Origin of the sequence: Streptomyces microflavus (assembly GCF_014650075.1) — a bacterium.
Classification (GTDB): Bacteria; Actinomycetota; Actinomycetes; order Streptomycetales; family Streptomycetaceae; genus Streptomyces; species Streptomyces microflavus.
Window position 1 is genome coordinate 1 of record NZ_BMUG01000002.1, and the last position, 17,572, is coordinate 17,572.

General features: G+C 73.0%; 15 protein-coding genes. 4 read left to right on the forward strand and 11 right to left on the reverse strand.

The features are described 5' to 3' along the window. Positions 1-357: 357 nt before the first annotated feature. The 5 genes from proC to IE264_RS05060 form a co-directional block, all read right to left on the reverse strand. Positions 358-1,167, reverse strand: a complete 810-nt coding sequence (proC, locus tag IE264_RS05040; RefSeq protein WP_015609307.1) for a pyrroline-5-carboxylate reductase — start codon at positions 1,165-1,167, stop codon at positions 358-360. A 103-nt stretch (positions 1,168-1,270) separates the two neighbouring features. Next, entirely contained in the window at positions 1,271-2,050 is a 780-nt protein-coding gene (locus tag IE264_RS05045) for an ABC transporter permease (RefSeq protein ID WP_015609308.1), read from the reverse strand. Beyond that, on the reverse strand, positions 2,047-2,844 hold the full coding sequence (locus IE264_RS05050; protein ID WP_032760834.1) for an ABC transporter ATP-binding protein: 798 nt from the start codon (positions 2,842-2,844) through the stop codon (positions 2,047-2,049). The genes IE264_RS05045 and IE264_RS05050 overlap by 4 nt, the downstream gene beginning before the upstream one ends. 78 nt (positions 2,845-2,922) lie before the next feature. Beyond that, positions 2,923-3,477, reverse strand: a complete 555-nt coding sequence (locus IE264_RS05055) for a hypothetical protein (protein WP_032760836.1) — start codon at positions 3,475-3,477, stop codon at positions 2,923-2,925. Positions 3,478-3,533: 56 nt separating this feature from the next. Then, a complete protein-coding gene (locus tag IE264_RS05060; protein ID WP_032760839.1) occupies positions 3,534-3,875 on the reverse strand; it encodes an SH3 domain-containing protein in 342 nt (113 codons plus the stop codon). Positions 3,876-4,009: 134 nt separating this feature from the next. On the opposite strand from IE264_RS05060, the gene IE264_RS05065 reads away from it, so the two are divergent. Continuing rightward, positions 4,010-6,169: a serine/threonine-protein kinase gene (locus IE264_RS05065; RefSeq protein WP_032760841.1), complete on the forward strand. Its 2,160-nt coding sequence runs from the start codon at positions 4,010-4,012 to the stop codon at positions 6,167-6,169. Positions 6,170-6,343: 174 nt separating this feature from the next. On the opposite strand, the gene ilvD is transcribed toward IE264_RS05065, so the two are convergent. The 4 genes from ilvD to IE264_RS05085 all read right to left on the reverse strand — a co-directional run bounded on the left by ilvD (position 6,344) and on the right by IE264_RS05085 (position 10,848). Next, positions 6,344-8,194, reverse strand: coding sequence for a dihydroxy-acid dehydratase (ilvD, locus tag IE264_RS05070; RefSeq protein WP_032760844.1), 1,851 nt, complete (start codon positions 8,192-8,194; stop codon positions 6,344-6,346). A gap of 147 nt (positions 8,195-8,341) precedes the next feature. Beyond that, on the reverse strand, positions 8,342-8,959 hold the full coding sequence (locus IE264_RS05075; protein ID WP_015609314.1) for a TetR/AcrR family transcriptional regulator: 618 nt from the start codon (positions 8,957-8,959) through the stop codon (positions 8,342-8,344). Next, positions 8,956-9,789: a sugar phosphate isomerase/epimerase family protein gene (locus IE264_RS05080; RefSeq protein ID WP_180288875.1), complete on the reverse strand. Its 834-nt coding sequence runs from the start codon at positions 9,787-9,789 to the stop codon at positions 8,956-8,958. Before IE264_RS05080 ends, IE264_RS05075 begins: the two co-directional genes overlap by 4 nt. 108 nt (positions 9,790-9,897) lie before the next feature. Continuing rightward, positions 9,898-10,848, reverse strand: a complete 951-nt coding sequence (locus IE264_RS05085; RefSeq protein ID WP_015609316.1) for a Ppx/GppA family phosphatase — start codon at positions 10,846-10,848, stop codon at positions 9,898-9,900. Positions 10,849-10,887: 39 nt separating this feature from the next. On the opposite strand from IE264_RS05085, the gene IE264_RS05090 reads away from it, so the two are divergent. Further along, positions 10,888-11,730: a DUF3109 family protein gene (locus IE264_RS05090; RefSeq protein ID WP_032760845.1), complete on the forward strand. Its 843-nt coding sequence runs from the start codon at positions 10,888-10,890 to the stop codon at positions 11,728-11,730. 105 nt (positions 11,731-11,835) lie between these two features. Here the strand turns inward: IE264_RS05090 and IE264_RS05095 are convergent, their stop codons facing one another. Further along, on the reverse strand, positions 11,836-13,662 hold the full coding sequence (locus tag IE264_RS05095; protein ID WP_078657677.1) for an RNA polymerase sigma factor: 1,827 nt from the start codon (positions 13,660-13,662) through the stop codon (positions 11,836-11,838). Positions 13,663-13,870: 208 nt separating this feature from the next. Here IE264_RS05095 and radA point away from each other — a divergent pair, with 208 nt between their 5' ends. Continuing rightward, positions 13,871-15,292, forward strand: coding sequence for a DNA repair protein RadA (gene radA / locus IE264_RS05100; protein WP_015609319.1), 1,422 nt, complete (start codon positions 13,871-13,873; stop codon positions 15,290-15,292). A gap of 81 nt (positions 15,293-15,373) precedes the next feature. Further along, entirely contained in the window at positions 15,374-16,498 is a 1,125-nt protein-coding gene (gene disA, locus IE264_RS05105; RefSeq protein WP_015609320.1) for a DNA integrity scanning diadenylate cyclase DisA, read from the forward strand. A 313-nt stretch (positions 16,499-16,811) separates the two neighbouring features. On the opposite strand, the gene IE264_RS05110 is transcribed toward disA, so the two are convergent. After that, the gene (locus IE264_RS05110) at positions 16,812-17,561 is read right to left on the reverse strand and encodes a hypothetical protein (protein ID WP_032760848.1); all 750 of its coding nucleotides are present in this window, start codon (positions 17,559-17,561) and stop codon (positions 16,812-16,814) included. Between the last annotated feature and the right edge of the window lie 11 nt (positions 17,562-17,572).

The window sequence follows — 17,572 nt, forward strand, 5'->3', positions numbered from 1 at the left end:
TTTCCGGCGAGTCCGACTCTATCAGATCCTTTCGGGCCTGACTCCCAGTCAGCGGGGCTGTCTTCCCGGCCGTTGGGCCGTTCCGACGAGTGAGACTTTAGCGGAATCCCGCCCCCCGACGCTAATCGGGGTGCGTCCCTTCGAACGCGGATTCCTCATTTCGCGAATGCGCACGAAAAAGCAGGCGACACGAGGTCGCTCGCTGGTCGTGGTTACTGCGGAATGGCTGTCCGGGGACCGACCGGGGTCGGCGCTCACGTCGGACAACTCGGAGCACATTACGGTTCCGGTCGGAGGGTGTCAACCCCCGGCCTGTGGTGCGGCGGCCGGGGGTCGGCTGTGCGGCGCGGGGGCGGGTCAGCCGTTGCCGGAGGCCAGTTCGCGGCTGCGGTCGCGGGCGGCTTCGAGGGCGGCGATGAGGGCGGCCCGTACGCCGTGGTTCTCCAGTTCGCGGATGGCGCTGATCGTGGTGCCGGCGGGGCTGGTGACGGCCTCACGGAGCTTGACCGGGTGTTCGCCGCTGTCCCGGAGCATCACGGCGGCGCCGATGGCGGCCTGGACGATGAGGTCGTGGGCCTGGGCGCGGGGCAGGCCGAGCAGGATGCCGGCGTCGGTCATGGCCTCGACCAGGAAGTAGAAGTAGGCGGGGCCGGAGCCGGAGAGGGCGGTGGCCGCGTCCTGCTGGGACTCCGGGACGCGCAGGGTCTTGCCGACTCCGCCGAAGATCTCCTCGGTGGTGGTGAGGTGCGCACCGGTGGCGTGGCTGCCGGCCGAGATGACGGACATGCCCTCGTCCACCAGGACCGGGGTGTTGGGCATGACCCGGACGACCGGGGTGCCCTCCGTCAGCCGCTCCTCGATGAAGGTGGTGGTGATGCCGGCGGCCGCGCTGATCACCAGGCGGTCGGCGGCGACGTGCGGGGCCAGCTCGTCGAGGAGCTTGCCCATGTCCTGCGGCTTGACGGCCAGGATGAGGATGTCCGCCGCCTTTGCCGCTTCGGCGTTGCTGACCGACTCGACTCCGTACCGCGTGTGCAGTTCCTGGGCCCGCTCGCTGCGGCGGGTGGTCACCAGGAGGTCGGCCGGTCGCCAGCCGGCCCGGATCATGCCGCTGAGGAGGGCCTCGCCGATCTTGCCGGTGCCGAGGACTGCGACTGTCTGGGTCATGCGTTCACCCTCCGGGCGGTGCTGGGGTCGGAATGCGTCGGATGCGTAGCCGTCGTCTTGTCCGTCATCCTCGCACCGGGATCCCCGGGCCTGCGGTGGCGTCTCAGGGCGTGCGGCGGCGCAGGGTGATCGCGCCCAGGCAGAGGACCAGGAGCGCGCTTCCCGCCACGACCGCGATGTCCCGGAGGAAGGCCCCGGTGAGGTCGGAGTGGTGGAGGACCTCGTTCATGCCGTCGACGGCGTACGACATGGGCAGGACGTTCGAGATCGCCTCCAGGACGGGATGCATCCGGTCGCGCGGGATGAACAGGCCGCAGAGCAGGAGCTGGGGGAAGATCACCGCCGGCATGAACTGGACGGCCTGGAACTCGGACGCGGCGAACGCGGAGACGAACAGGCCGAGCGCCGTGCCGAGCAGGGCGTCGAGCAGGGCGACCAGGAGCAGCAGCCACGGCGAGCCGGTGACGTCGAGGCCGAGCAGCCATACGGAGACGGCGGTGGCCAGGGCGGACTGGACGACGGCGATCGCGCCGAACGCGAGGGCGTACCCCGCGATCAGGTCGCCCTTGCCGAGCGGGAGGGCGAGGAGGCGTTCGAGGGTGCCCGAGGTGCGTTCGCGCAGGGTGGCGATCGAGGTCACCAGGAACATCGTGATCAGCGGGAAGACGCCGAGGAGCGAGGCTCCGATCGCGTCGAACGTCCCGGGGGCGCCGTCGAAGACGTAACGGAGCAGCGTGATCATCGCGACCGGGACGATCAGGAGGAGTGCGATCGTGCGCGGGTCGTGGTGGAGCTGGCGCAGGACCCTGGCCGCCGTGGCTGCCGTACGGGAAGGGTTCAGGGCTCGGCCGGTGGGGGCGGGGGGCGCTGTTCGTGTGGTCATGGCGTGGGCTCCTCGGGGTGGGTGCCTCGTGAAGCCGCCTCGGCGACCAGGTGGAGGAAGGCCTCCTCGACCGTTCCGGTGCCCGTGCGGGTGCGGAGTGCTCCGGGGGTGTCCTCGGCGAGGATGCGGCCCTCGCGCATCAGGAGCAGGCGGTGGCAGCGTTCGGCCTCGTCCATGACGTGGGACGAGATGAGGAGGGTGGCGCCCCGGTCGGCGGCCAGGCGGTGGAAGAGGTCCCAGAGGTCGCGGCGGAGGACGGGGTCCAGGCCGACCGTCGGTTCGTCCAGGACCAGCAGGTCGGGTGTGGAGAGCAGGGCGACGGCCAGGGAGACGCGGCTGCGCTGGCCGCCGGAGAGTGCGGCGGCGAGTACGTCGGCGTGGGTGGAGAGGTCCACCTCCTCTATGGCGCGTGCCACGGCGGTGAGGCGGGTGTCCCGGTGGGCGCGGCCGGGGTGCAGGACGGCGGCGAAGTAGTCCAGGTTCTGGCGGACGGTGAGGTCCGTGTAGACGGAGGGTGCCTGGGTGACGTAGCCGATGCGGGGGCGCAGGGCCGGGGATCCGGCGGGGAGGCCGAGGACGTCGAGGGTGCCCGTCACCTCGGCCTGGGTGCCGGCAACCGCGCGCATCAGCGTGGTCTTCCCGCAGCCCGAGGGGCCGAGGAGGCCGGTGATCGTGCCGGGTTCGAGGGTGAAGTCGAGGCCGCGCAGGACCGTGCGGTCGCCTCGTTGGACGGTGAGGCCGCGGGCGGCGACGGCCGGGGGTGGCCGGGTCCCTTCGGGTTCATAATTCACCATGTGATGAATTACAGGCCTGGTGAGGTCCGGCCGTCAAGAGGGTGGGGAGTGGCGGGGCCGGGAAGGGGAGCCGGGCGGTCAGGTGCGCTTGGGGCGCTTGCGGCCCGATGCCTTGCGGGCCGCCGGGTTGCCGGTGCGGGCCGAGCGGCGCTTCTCGAACTGGGTGCGGGCGCTCTCGTACTCCGTGCGGCGGAGCTTCTCGCCGGGGGCCTCGATGAGCGAGCGGAAGAAGTAGGCGAGCAGCGAGCCGATGAACCCGATCGACTTCAGGCCGCGCAGGGTGTCCTCGCGCGCCGGGTCCTTCGGGCGGGCGCCGAAACCGTCCCAGGTCTTGCGGAAGGCGATGGCGCTGCAGATCGCGAACATCACGATCACCAGCATCCCGACGAGGCTGCCGACCTCCGCGATCTCCAGGCCCTGGTAGGCGAAGCGCAGGACGAAGCAGGCGGCCACCGCGGTGGCGAGCGAGCCGACGGCGACACCGGCGCGCCGGAGCCCGTAGCCGCCGTCGTGGTCGACCCAGGTCGTCCCGAAGAAACGGATCGGCTCGGGCTGCGGGCCGGCGGGGGTGCCGGGGGGTGTGGGGGTGCCGGGCTGTTCGTTGTTCTCGCTGCTCTCGCTGTTCTCGCTCACGGGGTCGATTATCCCGGACGGGGGTCGTCCCGTGAGCGAGCGGCTCGGCGGTCCGGTCAGTCGCAGCGCGGAGCGATATAGCCGTCGCTGCCGGTGAGGACATAGGTGTCCGAGATGAACTGGCCGTTGGCGATGTTGCACCAGAGGTTCGACGTGCCGTACGGGCCGGTGACCCGCTCCCCCGGCTTCTGGCAGTAGACCGGGACCCTCGACCCGAGCGGGAGCGTCCGCACGATCCGGTAGCTGGTGCCGGGGCCGGTGCGGACGTTCACCCGGTAGCCGGGGGCGATCGGGTACCGGGTCGCCGAGGCCGGTTCCGCCGCGGTGGTGGCGGTAGCTTCCTCCGGTGCCGGCGCGGCCTTCGCCGCCTGGTCCACGGTCTGCTCGTCAACGCCCATGAGGGCCTCCCCCGTTGAGAAACGATGTGTACGAAGCCGTACGACGCGCAGGCTAACAAGCCCCGCGCCGCTCGCACGCACCATCGACTAGGCTCCGTGCGTCGCGCTTGCGCATCAACACACGGGGGTGGGCGATGCCGCCGCTGCCAGGGGCCGGAGCGCATCCGGAAGCGGAGTTTCCGGAATATGCGGGTACCTACCGCCTTGAGGCATGTCTCGGCTCGGGCGGCATGGGCGTCGTCCATCTGGCCCGCTCCGCCTCCGGGCTCCAGCTCGCGGTGAAGGTGGTGCACCGGCCGTACGCGGCGGACCCCGAGTTCAGGGCCCGGTTCCGGCAGGAGGTGGCTGCCGCGCGGCGGGTGAGCGGGGCGTTCACCGCGCCCGTCGTGGACGCCGACCCGGACGCCGAGCGGCCCTGGATGGCCACCCTGTACGTGCCCGGTCCGACCCTCGCCGAGCAGGTGAAGCGGAACGGGCCGCTGGCCCCCGCCGAGCTGCGCAGGCTGACCGCCGGGCTGGCCGAGGCGCTGCGGGACATCCACCGGGCGGGCGTCATCCACCGCGACCTCAAGCCGAGCAACGTGCTGCTCTCCGACGCGGGCCCGAAGGTCATCGACTTCGGGATCTCCCGCCCGTACGACAGTGATCTGCGCACCGAGACCGGCAAGCTGATCGGCTCGCCGCCCTACATGGCGCCCGAGCAGTTCCAGCGGCCGCGCGAGGTGGGGCCGGCCGCCGATGTGTTCGCGCTGGGGGCGGTGCTCGTCCACGCGGCGACGGGGCGGGGGCCGTTCGACTCGGACAGCCCGTACATCGTGGCGTACCAGGTGGTGCACGACGAGGCGGACCTCAGCGGGGTGCCGGAGGATCTCGCCGAGCTGGTCGGCCGGTGCCTGGCGAAGGACCCGGCTCAGCGGCCGACGCCGGACGAGGTGATGGCGGCACTGCGGCCGCCGTCGTACGAGGCTGCCGCGTTCATACCGGCCCAGCGGCGGCCGACGGCGTTCATGGAGACGGTGGAGGAGCGGGCGGGGTCCGAGGACGCCACGCATGTGCGCGGGGCGGTCCCTGCCCGGCGGTGGCGGCTGCCGCGCGGGCGGCTGGTCCTCGCGGCCGCGCTGCTGCTTCTGGTGGCGGGGGCGGGCGCCGGGGGGTTCGCGCTCTGGGGCGGCGGTGGAGGCCCGGCTGAGGCCCCGGAGCGGGCATCGGAGGGGAAGGGGGCGGAGGGCGCCGCCTTCTCGCCGTGGAGCACCGTGCTGCGGACCACCGGCCGCGCCACCCCCGTCTGCTCCTCCGCCGGGGCGGGCGCGGCGCTGTACTGCGCGGTGGCCGGGACCGGGACCGCCCGGATCGACCCCGCGAACGGGCGCGTGCTCTGGTCGGACCGGAACACCTCGCTCCGGAACGCTTCGGCGCCCATCGTCTCGGGCGGGGTGGTCCTCTCCGCGGGCCCGGACGGGAAGCTGCGCGCGTACGACCCGGTGAAGGGCGTCCCGGTCCGGGAGACCGGTGTCTCCGCGAGCCCCGGCTCCGCGTTCCCGGCCGGCGCCACCCTGCTGGTCGTCGCGGACAGCGGTACGGTCACGGCCCTCGACGGCGCGAGCGGGGTGGAGCGGTGGAAGCGCCCGCTGACCGGGCACACCCGTCCCGACTTCGGGCTGTACGACGAGGCGTCCGGCCTCGCGTACGCCTTCGAGCACTCCGCGAACGGCACCTCCACCCTGGTCACCGCCGTGGACGCGGCGAGCGGGCGGGCCGCGTGGCAGCGGCGGCTGGACGGGGTGCTCACGCCGGTCTCCACCGCCGGGGCCGGGGAACTCGTCCTGACGGCGATGAACGGGGACATGCAGACCGTCGGGCTGGTGCGGTACGCGCCCGGGAAGCGGGAGGCCGTCCGGATCGCGCTGCCCTTCCGGCTGGACGAGCCGCAGGTGGTCATGGGCGGGGACGCCGCGTATCTGCTGGCGCGGAGTGGCTCGCTGCTGGCCGTGGACACCGGGGCGGGCGGTGGGAAGGCCGAGCTGTGGCGGCTGGAGACCGGGGCGGGGAGGGGGTCCGCGCCCGTGCTCGGGGAGGGCGGGCACCTGTACTTCTCCGCGGCGGACGGGCGGCTGCTGGCCGTCGACACCGGGCGGGGGGCGCTGGTGGGGCAGACCCGGGCGCGGCTGAGCGGGGGGAAGCTGACGTACGCGTCCGACCTGCCCGCGCCGGTGGCGGCGGGGCGGGCGGTCGTGGGGACGGCTCCGGACGGGTCGGTGTTCGCTGTGGACGGGTTGGAGCCGGGGGGCTGGTGAGGGGGCGCCCTTGGCGCCGAGGGTGGGGGGCGGCCCGGGGGTGCGGGTGCGCTGAGGGGCGGAGGCTCCACCCGGTTGCCCCCGGGGCTCCGCCCCGGACCCCGCTCCTCAAACGCCGGAGGGGCTGAAATGCAGGCACCGGAAGGGGGAGCCGGTTCGGGCTCCCCCTGGTCCTCAGCCCAGCTTTGAGACGTCCCTGACCGCGCCCCGGTCCGCGCTCGTTGCCATCGCCGCGTATGCGCGCAGCGCTGCCGAGACCTTGCGTTCGCGGGCCTTGGGCGCGTACACGCCGTTCAGTGCCTCGCGGCGGGTGGCCAGTTCCGCGTCGTCGACCAGCAGCTCGATGGACCGGTTCGGGATGTCGATCCGGATCCGGTCGCCGTCCTCGACGAGCGCGATCGTGCCGCCGGAGGCCGCCTCGGGGGAGGCGTGGCCGATGGAGAGGCCCGACGTACCGCCGGAGAAACGCCCGTCGGTGATCAGGGCGCAGACCTTGCCGAGGCCCCGGCCCTTGAGGAAGGACGTGGGGTAGAGCATCTCCTGCATGCCGGGGCCGCCGCGCGGGCCCTCGTAGCGGATGACGACGACGTCGCCCGCCTTGATCTCCTTGCGGAGGATCTTGTCGACGGCCTCCTCCTGCGACTCGCAGACGACGGCCGGGCCCTCGAAGGTCCAGATCGACTCGTCGACGCCGGCCGTCTTCACGACGCAGCCGTCCACGGCGAGGTTGCCCTTGAGGACGGCGAGGCCGCCGTCCCTGGAGTAGGCGTGCTCGACATCGCGGATGCAGCCGCCCGCCGCGTCCAGGTCGAGGGTGTCCCACCGCTCGGACTGCGAGAACGCGGTCGCGGAGCGGACGCAGCCGGGGGCGGCGTGCCACAGCTCGACGGCCTCGGGCGACGGGGAGCCGCCGCGGACGTCCCAGTTCTTCAGCCACTCGGCGAGGGTGTCGGAGTGGACCGAGTGGACGTCCTCGTTGAGCAGGCCGCCGCGGTGGAGTTCGCCGAGGAGGGCGGGGATGCCGCCGGCCCGGTGGACGTCCTCCATGTAGTACGTGCCGCCGGGGGCGACGTTCGGGGCGACCTTGGACAGGCACGGGACGCGGCGCGAGACCTCGTTGATGTCGTCCAGGTTGTACGCCAGCTCCGCTTCCTCGGCGGCGGCCAGCAGGTGCAGGATCGTGTTGGTCGAGCCGCCCATCGCGATGTCCAGCGCCATGGCGTTGTCGAACGCGGCGCGGCTGCCGATGGCGCGCGGCAGGACCGTCTCGTCGTCCTGCTCGTAGTAGCGCTTGGTGATGTCGACGACCGTGCGGCCGGCGTTCTCGTACAGCGCCCTGCGGGCGGTGTGGGTGGCGAGGACCGAGCCGTTGCCGGGGAGGGAGAGGCCGAGGACCTCGGTCAGGCAGTTCATCGAGTTGGCGGTGAACATGCCGGAACAGCTGCCGCAGGTGGGGCAGGCGTTCTCCTCGATACGGAGGATGTCCTCGTCGGAGATGGACTCGTCGACCGCGTCGCTGATCGCGTTGACCAGGTCGAGTTTTCGCACGGTGCCGTCGACGAGGGTGGCCTTGCCGGCCTCCATCGGGCCGCCGGAGACGAAGACGGTCGGGATGTTGAGGCGCATGGCGGCCATCAGCATGCCCGGGGTGATCTTGTCGCAGTTGGAGATGCAGATCAGCGCGTCCGCGCAGTGCGCCTCGACCATGTACTCGACGGAGTCGGCGATCAGGTCGCGCGAGGGCAGGCTGTAGAGCATGCCGCCGTGGCCCATCGCGATGCCGTCGTCCACGGCGATGGTGTTGAACTCGCGCGGGACCGCGCCCGCCGCCAGGATCGCCTCGGAGACGATCCGGCCGACCGGGGCGAGGTGGGTGTGGCCGGGGACGAACTCGGTGAACGAGTTGGCGACCGCGATGATCGGCTTGCCGATGTCCGCGCTCGCTACGCCCGACGCGCGCATAAGGGCGCGCGCGCCCGCCATGTTGCGTCCGTGGGTGACCGTGCGGGACCTCAGCTGGGGCATCGTCGCTCGCTCCTTCGGCAGGGGGACTGCCTCCGACGTAAAGAAAGACCGTCTTCGAGCGTACGCCCCGGATCCAAGATCTGGACAGGCTGTCCGGAATGCGGGACGCGGTGGTCGCTGGGTGGGCATGGCCCGCGGGCGTACGGCTCAGCTCTCCGTCAAGTATCTCTGCAGCGTCGGGGCGACCATCGCGATGATGTCCTCCGGGTCGGCCGAGGCGAGCGGCTCGGCGCGGATCACGTACCGCAGCATCGCGATGCCGATCATGTGCGAGGCGGCGAGCTCCGCGCGGAACGTGGCGTCGGGGACGTCGAGGTCCGCCGCGATCCGGTCCAGCAGCCGCCGCAGGACGAAGCCGCGCAGCACCTTCGCCGCCGCCTCGTGGGTGAGCGCCGAGCGCAGGACGGCCAGGAGCGGGGCGCGGGTGGCCGGGTTCTCCCACACGGAGAGGAAGAAGCGCGCCAGCCGCTCCCCCAGGCCCTCCGGGGGGCCGTCGAGGACCGCGGGGATGACCAGGGCCGGTTCGAAGGAGAGCTCGACGGCGGCGGCGAAGACCTCGTCCTTGGTACCGAAGTAGTGGTGGACGAGGGCCGCGTCGACCCCGGCGGCCTTGGCGACCTGGCGGATCGAGGTCTTGTCGTAGCCGCGCTCGGCGAACTCGGTACGGGCCGCCCGGAGGATGCGCGTACGGGCGTCGGGTCCGTCGGACGCGTCCTGCCGGGAGGGGCGGCCCCGGCGCCGGGGTGCGGGTGCGTCCTCGGTCACGGGCGGCTGGTCCCGGGGGCCGGATCGGTGGTGGTGGCGGCCGAGGCGAGGTGGAGGCGGGTGAAGGCCAGGGCCTCGGCGAGGTCGGCCTCGCGTTCGGCGGAGGACATCGCGCGGCGGGTGTTGACCTCGATGACGACGTGGCCGTCGAACGACGTACGGGCCAGGCGCTCCAGCAGCTCCGCGCACGGCTGGTCGCCCCGGCCGGGCACCAGGTGCTCGTCCTTGGCCGAACCCTTGCCGTCGGCGAGGTGGACATGGGCGAGCCGGTCGCCCATCCGGTCCACCATGGCCAGGCTGTCGGTGCGGGCGGTCGCGGTGTGCGAGAGGTCGACCGTGAAGTGCCGGTAGTCGTCGTTGGTGACGTCCCAGTCGGGGGCGTACGCGAGCATCTCGCGGTCCCGGTAGCGCCACGGGTACATGTTCTCGACGGCGAACCGGACGTCCGTCTCGTCCGCCATCCGCCAGATCCCGGTCACGAAGTCCTTGGCGTAGTTGCGCTGCCACCGGAACGGCGGGTGCACCACGACGGTCGAGGCGCCGAGCTTCTCGGCGGCGGACTTCGCCCGCTGGAGCTTGACCCACGGGTCGGTGGACCAGACCCGCTGGGTGATCAGGAGGCAGGGCGCGTGGACCGCCAGGATCGGAACCTGGTGGTAGTCGGAGAGCCGGCGCAGGGCCTCGATGTCCTGGCTGACGGGGTCGGTCCAGACCATGACCTCGACGCCGTCGTACCCCAGACGCGCGGCGATCTCGAAGGCCGTCGCGGTGGACTCGGGGTAGACCGAGGCCGTTGACAGGGCGACCTTCGCATCGGGGATGCGCACCACTGGTTCTGCCACCTGGACAGCGTACGGGCACCTGTGCGCCGCGCCGAGGGGCCCTGGCGGAAAGTGATCAGGGCCATGGGCGTACGTGGCGTACGTACGGCCCCGCCGTCACCCCCGCAGCGCGGCCCGCTCGGCCGGGAGGTGGTCCAGGCGGCGCAGGATGACGCCCTCGCGCAGCGCCCAGGGGCAGATCTCCAGCTCCTCCACACCGAACAGGTCCATCGCCCCTTCGGCGACCAGCGCACCGGCGAGCAGCTGGGCGGCCCGGCCCTCGGAGACGCCGGGCAGCCGGCCGCGCTCCTCGACCGTCATCGCCGCCAGCTTCGGGACCCACTCCTCCAGCGCGCTGCGGCTGAGGCAGCGCTGGACGTAGAGCCCCTCGGTGGAGCGGGCGGCTCCGGCGATCCTGGCGAGCTGCTTGAACGTCTTGGAGGTGGCGACGACATGGTCCGGGCGTCCCGCGCGGCTGAACTCGCCCACCGTCCGCGCGATGCTGGCCCGGACATGCCGGCGCAACGCCCTGACCTGCTCGGGGCCGGCCGGGTCGTCCGGCAGCCAGGCGCCGGTGAGGCGGCCCGCGCCGAGCGGCAGGGAGACGGCGGTGTCCGGCTCCTCGTCGATCCCGAAGGCGATCTCCAGCGAGCCGCCCCCGATGTCCAGGACCAGCAGCTTCCCCGCCGACCAGCCGAACCAGCGGCGGGCGGCCAGGAAGGTGAGCCGGGCCTCCTCCTCACCGCTGAGGACGGCGAGGTCGACGCCGGTCTCGACCCGTACGCGCTCCAGGACCAGGTCCGCGTTGGTCGCCTCGCGCACCGCGGAGGTGGCGAAGGCGAGCACGTCCTCGCACCCCTTGTCCTCGGCCGCCTGGACCGCACCGGCGATCGTCGTCACGAGCCGGTCGACGCCGAGCGGGCCGATCGCGCCGCCCTCGTCGAGGAGTTCGGCCAGCCGGAGCTCCGCCTTGTGCGAGTGCGCGGGCAGCGGGCGGGCGCCGGGGTGGGCGTCGACCACCAGTAGATGAACCGTGTTCGATCCCACGTCGAGGACTCCGAGTCTCATACGGGAACGCTACTGCGCCATCGGACTTACGCTGTCCGCGTGCCAAAGACGAAAAAGGCTAAGCAGGACAAAGCCACGAAGAAGCCGAAGTCGAACAAGCAGGCGTCACCGCCGGAGGCGAACGGACCCGACCCGTCGGACGAGAAGGGCATCGACTTCGCGCGGGCCTGGGTGGAGTTCCCGGACCCCGGCGACGACGAGCAGGTCTTCCGCTGCGATCTCACCTGGCTGACCTCCCGGTGGACCTGCATCTTCGGCAGCGGCTGCCAGGGCATCCAGGCGGGCCGCGCCGACGACGGCTGCTGCACGCTGGGCGCGCACTTCTCCGACGAGGACGACGAGAAGCGGGTCGCCGAGAACGTGGCCCGGCTCACCCCCGACCTGTGGCAGTTCCACGACGTCGGTACGGAGACGGGCTGGGTCGGCGTCGACGAGGACGGCGAACGCCAGACGCGCCGCTGGGAGGGGTCCTGCATCTTCCAGAACCGGCCGGGATTCGCTGCCGGGGCGGGCTGCTCGCTGCACATCCTGGCGCTGCGGGAGGGCAAGGAGCCGCTGGAGACCAAGCCGGACGTCTGCTGGCAGCTGCCGGTGCGGCGTACGTACGACTGGATCGACCGGCCCGACGACACGCGGGTGCTCCAGGTCACGATCGGCGAGTACGACCGCCGGGGCTGGGGTCCGGGCGGCCATGACCTGCACTGGTGGTGCACCTCGGCCACCTCGGCGCACGGGGCCGGGGACCCGGTGTACGTGACCTATCGGCCGGAGCTGATCGAGCTGATGGGCAAGGAGGCGTACGACCGGCTGGTCGAGCTGTGCGAGCAGCGGCTGGCGTCGCTGCTGCCGATGGCCCCGCATCCGGCGGACCCGAAGGCCTGAGAGCCCCGCAGGTCTGGGAGCTCCGCAGGTCTGGGAGCCCCGCAGGTCTGAGAGCTCCGAAGGTCTGAGAGCAGGGCCCGTCGTCACTCCGTGGGGCCGTCGTCGTCACTCCGTGGGGGCCGGGTCGCTCGGGCCGGGGTCGGTCGGGGGCGGGTCCGTGGGCGCCGGGTCGGTCGGACCGGGGTCGGTCGGGCCCGGATCGGTGGGGCCCGGGTCCGTCGGACCGGGGTCCGTGGGGCCGGGATCCGTCGGGCCCGGGTCCGTCGGTCCGGGGTCCGTGGGGCCCGGGTCGGTCGGGTGTGGCTCCGTCGGGCCCGGATCGGTGGGCCCGGGGTCGGTCGGGCGCGGGTTCGTGGGGCCGGGTGAGCCGGGCGCGGGGCGTGTCGGGCCGGGGTTGCCGCCGGTGGGCGGGGCGGTGGTGGTGCCGCCGTCGATGATCACTGCGGAGCCCGAGGGGTTCAGTGCGATCCGGGCGCGCCACGGGCCGCGCGGGGCCGCCGCGTGGTTCACCGCGACCGTGACCGTGGTCGACTGCCCGGCTGCGAGGGTCCCCGCCGTACGGCTGAGGCGCAGCCACCGCGCGTCCGTGGCGGCCGTCCAGTCGACCGGGCCCCGGGCCGACGCGGTCAGCGTGATCGTCGTGAGCGCGCCGGCGGTCCGGGCGGTGACGGCCAGCCGGCCCGCGCCCTCCCGGTCGCCGCCGGTGCTGACGACCTCGGCCGTGACGTCCGGGGAGTGCACACCGCGCCGGTCGCCCGGGCGGGCGTTGCCCGCCTTCTCGTAGGAGGTTCCCGGGTCGTCGCTGTGCTCTCCCGCACCCTCGATCTCCGTGGCGGTGACCTTGGAGCCGTCGTGGCCCTCGCCGGTGAGCGGGGCGCCCCGGTACGCGGCCCACAGGGCGATCACCGGGGCGGCGACCACGGTGGCGACCACCGTCGTCGTCACGACCCGGGCGCGCAGCCGGTCCCGGCGGGCGGCGTGGTCCTTGGGGTCCAGCGGGTAGCCCGTGCGGCCGAAGCGCGGGCCGCCCGAGCGGGAGCGCTGGGCCTGGGCCTGGGCGACGTAAACGGAGGGGCGGGGGGCCTCGACGAGCGGCAGGGGGGCGGCCGGGGCGACGGCGGCCCCGGGCCAGGGGCCGGCGGCGTCGACCCGTTCGGCGGCGCGGCGGCACCGGGGGCAGTCGTCGACGTGCCGGACCAGCTCGCGGCGGAGCGCGGCGGAGAGCAGCACCTGGTGGTCACCGGTGAGACGGGCGACGGTGGGACAGTCGGCGGTCTCCACGACGGCGAGCGCGGCGCGGGTCCGCTCGACCTCGCAGGCCGCGGCGGCCAGGAGCTCCCGGGCGGTGACCGGCTCCAGGCCGAGCACGGAGGCGACGGCGCGGGGGGTGAGCCGGTGGCGTACGGCCAGTTCGAGCGCTTCGCGCTGCTCCGGGGTGGTGCCCGCGGCCTCGGGCCAGGCGAGCGTGGAGAGCTCCCGTCTGCGCGCCTCGGCGGCCGGGGACTCGGCGGGGGCGGGGGTGGTGGCGTCCTCCGGCGTGGGAGGCGCGTCCCCCGGGCCGGCCGGGGGGCGCGCTGCGGGGCCCGTACCCCTGGCCGGCGCGGGGGGCCTGCGGTGGGCCTGGCGGCCGCGCCTGCGCTCGGTGAGGATGCGCAGGCACGTCCACCGGGCCAGGGCGTAGAGCCAGGATTGACGTTCCTCCTCGGCCTCGGGGCACCGGGCGTCGTGCCGGTCCGCGATCGCCAGGACCGCGCCGAGCGCCTCGGCCGCCGCGTCGTGGTCGCAGAGCACGGAGAGGCAGTAGGTGAAGAGTCCGTCGAGGTGCGGCTCGTAACGTGCGGCCGGTCGCTGGGCCGAGGCGTGAGGTGCCCGTCGGTGCGCCCGGTGTGCGCCGGTGGTGTCCATGGGGGTCTGCAGCCTGCTGCTCGTCACCCGGCGACCGTAGGCAGAGGAGTACGTGCCCTTAGTGCCCCTTGAGCACATTTAATCCTTACGGGTGAACGTATCCCTCGAAAGGGGATGGGGATCACGGATTCCGCCGGTAGTGCTTCCGTGCGCCCTCTGTGCGGCGGGGCGCTCGGTTCCGGGAACGCGCCCCCGTCATGACGGCGTTGTCAGAGCCCACCTATACGGTGACGCCATGGCTGCCCGTACGAAATCCGCGAAGGACCGGCCGTCCTACCGCTGTACCGAATGCGGCTGGACCACCGCCAAATGGCTCGGCCGTTGCCCCGAGTGCCAGGCGTGGGGGACGGTCGAGGAGTTCGGCGGCGCCCCCGCCGTGCGCACCACCGCGGCCGGCCGGGTCTCCACCGCGGCCGTGCCGATCGGCCAGGTCGACAGCCGTCAGGCCACCGCGCGCTCGACCGGCGTCGGTGAGCTGGACCGGGTGCTCGGCGGCGGGCTGGTGCCGGGGGCCGTCGTGCTGCTGGCGGGCGAGCCGGGCGTCGGCAAGTCGACGCTGCTGCTGGACGTGGCGGCCAAGGCGGCGAGCGAGGACCACCGCACGCTCTATGTGACCGCCGAGGAGTCCGCGAGCCAGGTCCGGATGCGGGCCGACCGGATCAAGGCGATCAACGACCACCTCTACCTCGCGGCGGAGACCGACCTGTCGGCGGTGCTCGGCCACCTGGACGCGGTGAAGCCCTCGCTGCTCGTCCTGGACTCGGTGCAGACCGTCGCCTCGCCCGAGATCGACGGCGCGCCCGGCGGGATGGCCCAGGTCCGGGAGGTCGCCGGGGCGCTGATCCGGGCCTCCAAGGAGCGCGGGATGGCCACGCTGCTGGTCGGCCACGTGACGAAGGACGGCGCGATCGCCGGGCCGCGGCTGCTGGAGCACCTGGTCGACGTGGTGCTCTCCTTCGAGGGCGACCGCCACGCCCGGCTCCGCCTGGTCCGCGGCGTCAAGAACCGTTACGGGGCGACCGACGAGGTCGGCTGCTTCGAGCTGCACGACGAGGGCATCACCGGGCTCGCCGACCCCTCGGGCCTCTTCCTGACCCGGCGCGACGTGGCGGTGCCGGGCACCTGCCTGACGGTGACGCTGGAGGGCAAGCGGCCCCTGGTCGCCGAGGTGCAGGCGCTCACCGTCGACTCCCAGATCCCCTCGCCCCGGCGCACCACCTCGGGTCTGGAGACCTCCCGGGTCTCGATGATGCTCGCCGTGCTGGAGCAGCGCGGCCGGATCAGCGCGCTGGGCAAGCGGGACATCTACAGCGCCACGGTCGGCGGTGTGAAGCTCACCGAGCCGGCCGCCGACCTGGCGATCGCGCTCGCGCTGGCCAGTGCCGCCAGTGACACCCCGCTCCCGAAGAACCTGGTCGCGATCGGTGAGGTGGGGCTCGCGGGCGAGGTCCGCAGGGTCACCGGAGTGCAGCGGAGACTGGCCGAGGCACACCGTCTCGGCTTCACCCACGCCTTGGTACCGACCGACCCGGGGAGGGTTCCTTCGGGTATGAAGGTCACAGAAGTCGCCGACATGGGGGATGCTCTGCGGGTCCTCCCGCGCCGGTCTCGGCAGGAGGCACCACAGCCTCGTCAGGAGGACGACGCGCGCCGGTAGACTTTGCCCTGGTCTCGCCCGCCCGTGGACACGGCATGGGGGACGCAAGGGCACCGCAAACCTGTTGACCGGAGGAGTGCAGTGGCAGCCAACGACCGGGCGGCAGCGCCCGGAAAGTCCGGCCAAGGCACCGGCAACGAAGCGCTGATGCGCGCCTCGTTGAGTGCGGTCGCGCCCGGAATGGCCCTGCGGGACGGCCTGGAGCGCATTCTCCGGGGCAATACCGGCGGGCTGATCGTCCTGGGCATGGACAAGACCGTCGAATCGATGTGTACCGGCGGGTTCGTGCTGGACGTGGAGTTCACCGCGACCCGCCTGCGCGAGCTGTGCAAGCTCGACGGGGCACTGATTCTCGACAAGGACATGACCAAGATCCTGCGGGCCGGTGTGCAGCTGGTCCCGGACGCCTCGATCCACACGGAGGAGACGGGGACCCGTCACCGTACGGCGGACCGGGTCTCCAAGGCGTGCGGTTTCCCCGTCGTCTCGGTCTCCCAGTCGATGCGGCTGATCGCGCTGTACGTGGACGGGGAGCGGCGGGTCCTGGAGGAGTCCTCCGCGATCCTGTCCCGGGCCAATCAGGCGCTCGCCACCCTGGAGCGGTACAAACTGCGCCTGGACGAGGTGGCCGGGACGCTCTCCGCGCTGGAGATCGAGGACCTGGTCACCGTCCGGGATGTGACGGCGGTGGCGCAGCGGCTGGAGATGGTGCGGCGGATCGCGACCGAGATCGCGGAGTACGTGGTCGAGCTCGGCACCGACGGACGGCTCCTCTCGCTCCAGCTGGACGAGCTGATCGCGGGTGTGGAGCCGGAGCGGGAGCTGGTGGTCCGGGACTACGTGCCCGAGCCGACGGCGAAACGGTCACGCACGGTGGCCGAGGCGCTGACCGAGCTGGACGCGCTGAGCCACACGGAGCTGCTGGAGCTGCCGGTGGTGGCGCGGGCGCTGGGGTACAGCGGCTCGCCCGAGACGCTGGACTCGGCGGTCTCCCCGCGGGGGTTCCGGCTGCTGGCGAAGGTGCCGAGGCTGCCGGGGGCGATCATCGAGCGGCTGGTGGAGCACTTCGGGGGCCTGCAGAAGCTGCTGGCGGCGAGTGTGGACGACCTCCAGACCGTGGACGGGGTCGGGGAGGCGCGGGCCCGGAGCGTGCGGGAGGGGCTCTCGCGGCTGGCGGAGTCTTCCATCCTGGAGCGGTACGTCTGAGTGTTGGGCCGTGCCCACCAAGCCCGTCCGGCGTTTGAGGACGGAACCCTGGGCCTTGGGAGGTCGTCCTTGTGGGCGGCCTCCTTTTTGCGTGCCGTCCGCCGGGGCTGGAGGTTCCGTCCTCAAACGCCGGACGGGCTGAAGGCGGCTAGGGCGTGTCCGGCGGATCAGGGCCGGATAGGCCGCGGCGTCTGGTGCGGTGCATCGCAAGGCGCTGGAACGTCCTCATCGCGGAGCGATTCGGGCGTTGCGGCAACGCCGCGAGGTGCCGTGCCAGGCGTCGCGGACCCGGTCAAGATCCGCCGGACACGCCCTAGTCCTTCTTCAGGACGAACGAGGCTCGGCGGACCGGGGTGTCCGGGGCCTTGGCTTCCAGGAGGTAGGTGCCGGGGGCAGCCTTGCCGGGGGGCGGGGTGGCGCAGTCGGGGGTCGAGCGGGTGCGGTTCCAGTCCACCTTGTGCACGACCGTCGCGCCCGCCGGGACCTGGAGGAAGAGCGGGCCCGGATTCGCGGGGCAGTCCCTCGAGGACCAGATCACGTCGTCGTTCTCCGCGCTCGCCTCGGTGACCGTGAGCACCACGTTCTTCGGTCCGAGGTCGGCCTTGCAGGTCACCGACGAGGTGTTGCGGGCGATGATGTCGAACGCGGGCCGGTCGTCGGGGCCGTAACTGACCTTCGTGCGCAGGGTCAACTCCAGGGCCCCGGGCTTGCATTCGGGGAGCGGGGAGCCCGCCGGGACCTGTCGGCCCGCGGTGGAGCCGCCGTCCGTGCCCGAACCGCCCGTACCCGAACCGGCCGTGTCCGCGCCGCCGGTTGACGCACCGTCGGACGGAGCTCCGCCGGAACCCGCGCCCGTGTCGCCGTTGCCGCCGTCGGAACCGCCGGAGCCGCCGTCCTCGCCCGAGTCGCCCGACTCGTCGCGGCCGCCCGGCTGTTGGCTGATCGCCGGGCCGGAGCTGCCCGGTCCCGGGGTGATCGACTTCACCGGGTCGGAGCCGCCGGGCTTGCCGTCGTCCTGGCTCCCCTTGGAGCCGACCGAGGTGAACGCCCAGGCGGCCAGCACCGCGAGCAGCG

What these genes read in the sequence shown, in the direction of transcription:
- IE264_RS05050 (WP_032760834.1), bottom strand. Translation starts at nt 2,844, where the DNA reads ATGGTGAATTATGAACCCGAAGGGACCCGGCCACCCCCGGCCGTCGCC.
- IE264_RS05085 (WP_015609316.1), bottom strand. Translation starts at nt 10,848, where the DNA reads ATGAGACTCGGAGTCCTCGACGTGGGATCGAACACGGTTCATCTACTG.
- ilvD (WP_032760844.1), bottom strand. Translation starts at nt 8,194, where the DNA reads ATGCCCCAGCTGAGGTCCCGCACGGTCACCCACGGACGCAACATGGCG.
- IE264_RS05045 (WP_015609308.1), bottom strand. Translation starts at nt 2,050, where the DNA reads ATGACCACACGAACAGCGCCCCCCGCCCCCACCGGCCGAGCCCTGAAC.
- radA (WP_015609319.1), top strand. Translation starts at nt 13,871, where the DNA reads ATGGCTGCCCGTACGAAATCCGCGAAGGACCGGCCGTCCTACCGCTGT.
- proC (WP_015609307.1), bottom strand. Translation starts at nt 1,167, where the DNA reads ATGACCCAGACAGTCGCAGTCCTCGGCACCGGCAAGATCGGCGAGGCC.
- IE264_RS05065 (WP_032760841.1), top strand. Translation starts at nt 4,010, where the DNA reads ATGCCGCCGCTGCCAGGGGCCGGAGCGCATCCGGAAGCGGAGTTTCCG.
- IE264_RS05060 (WP_032760839.1), bottom strand. Translation starts at nt 3,875, where the DNA reads ATGGGCGTTGACGAGCAGACCGTGGACCAGGCGGCGAAGGCCGCGCCG.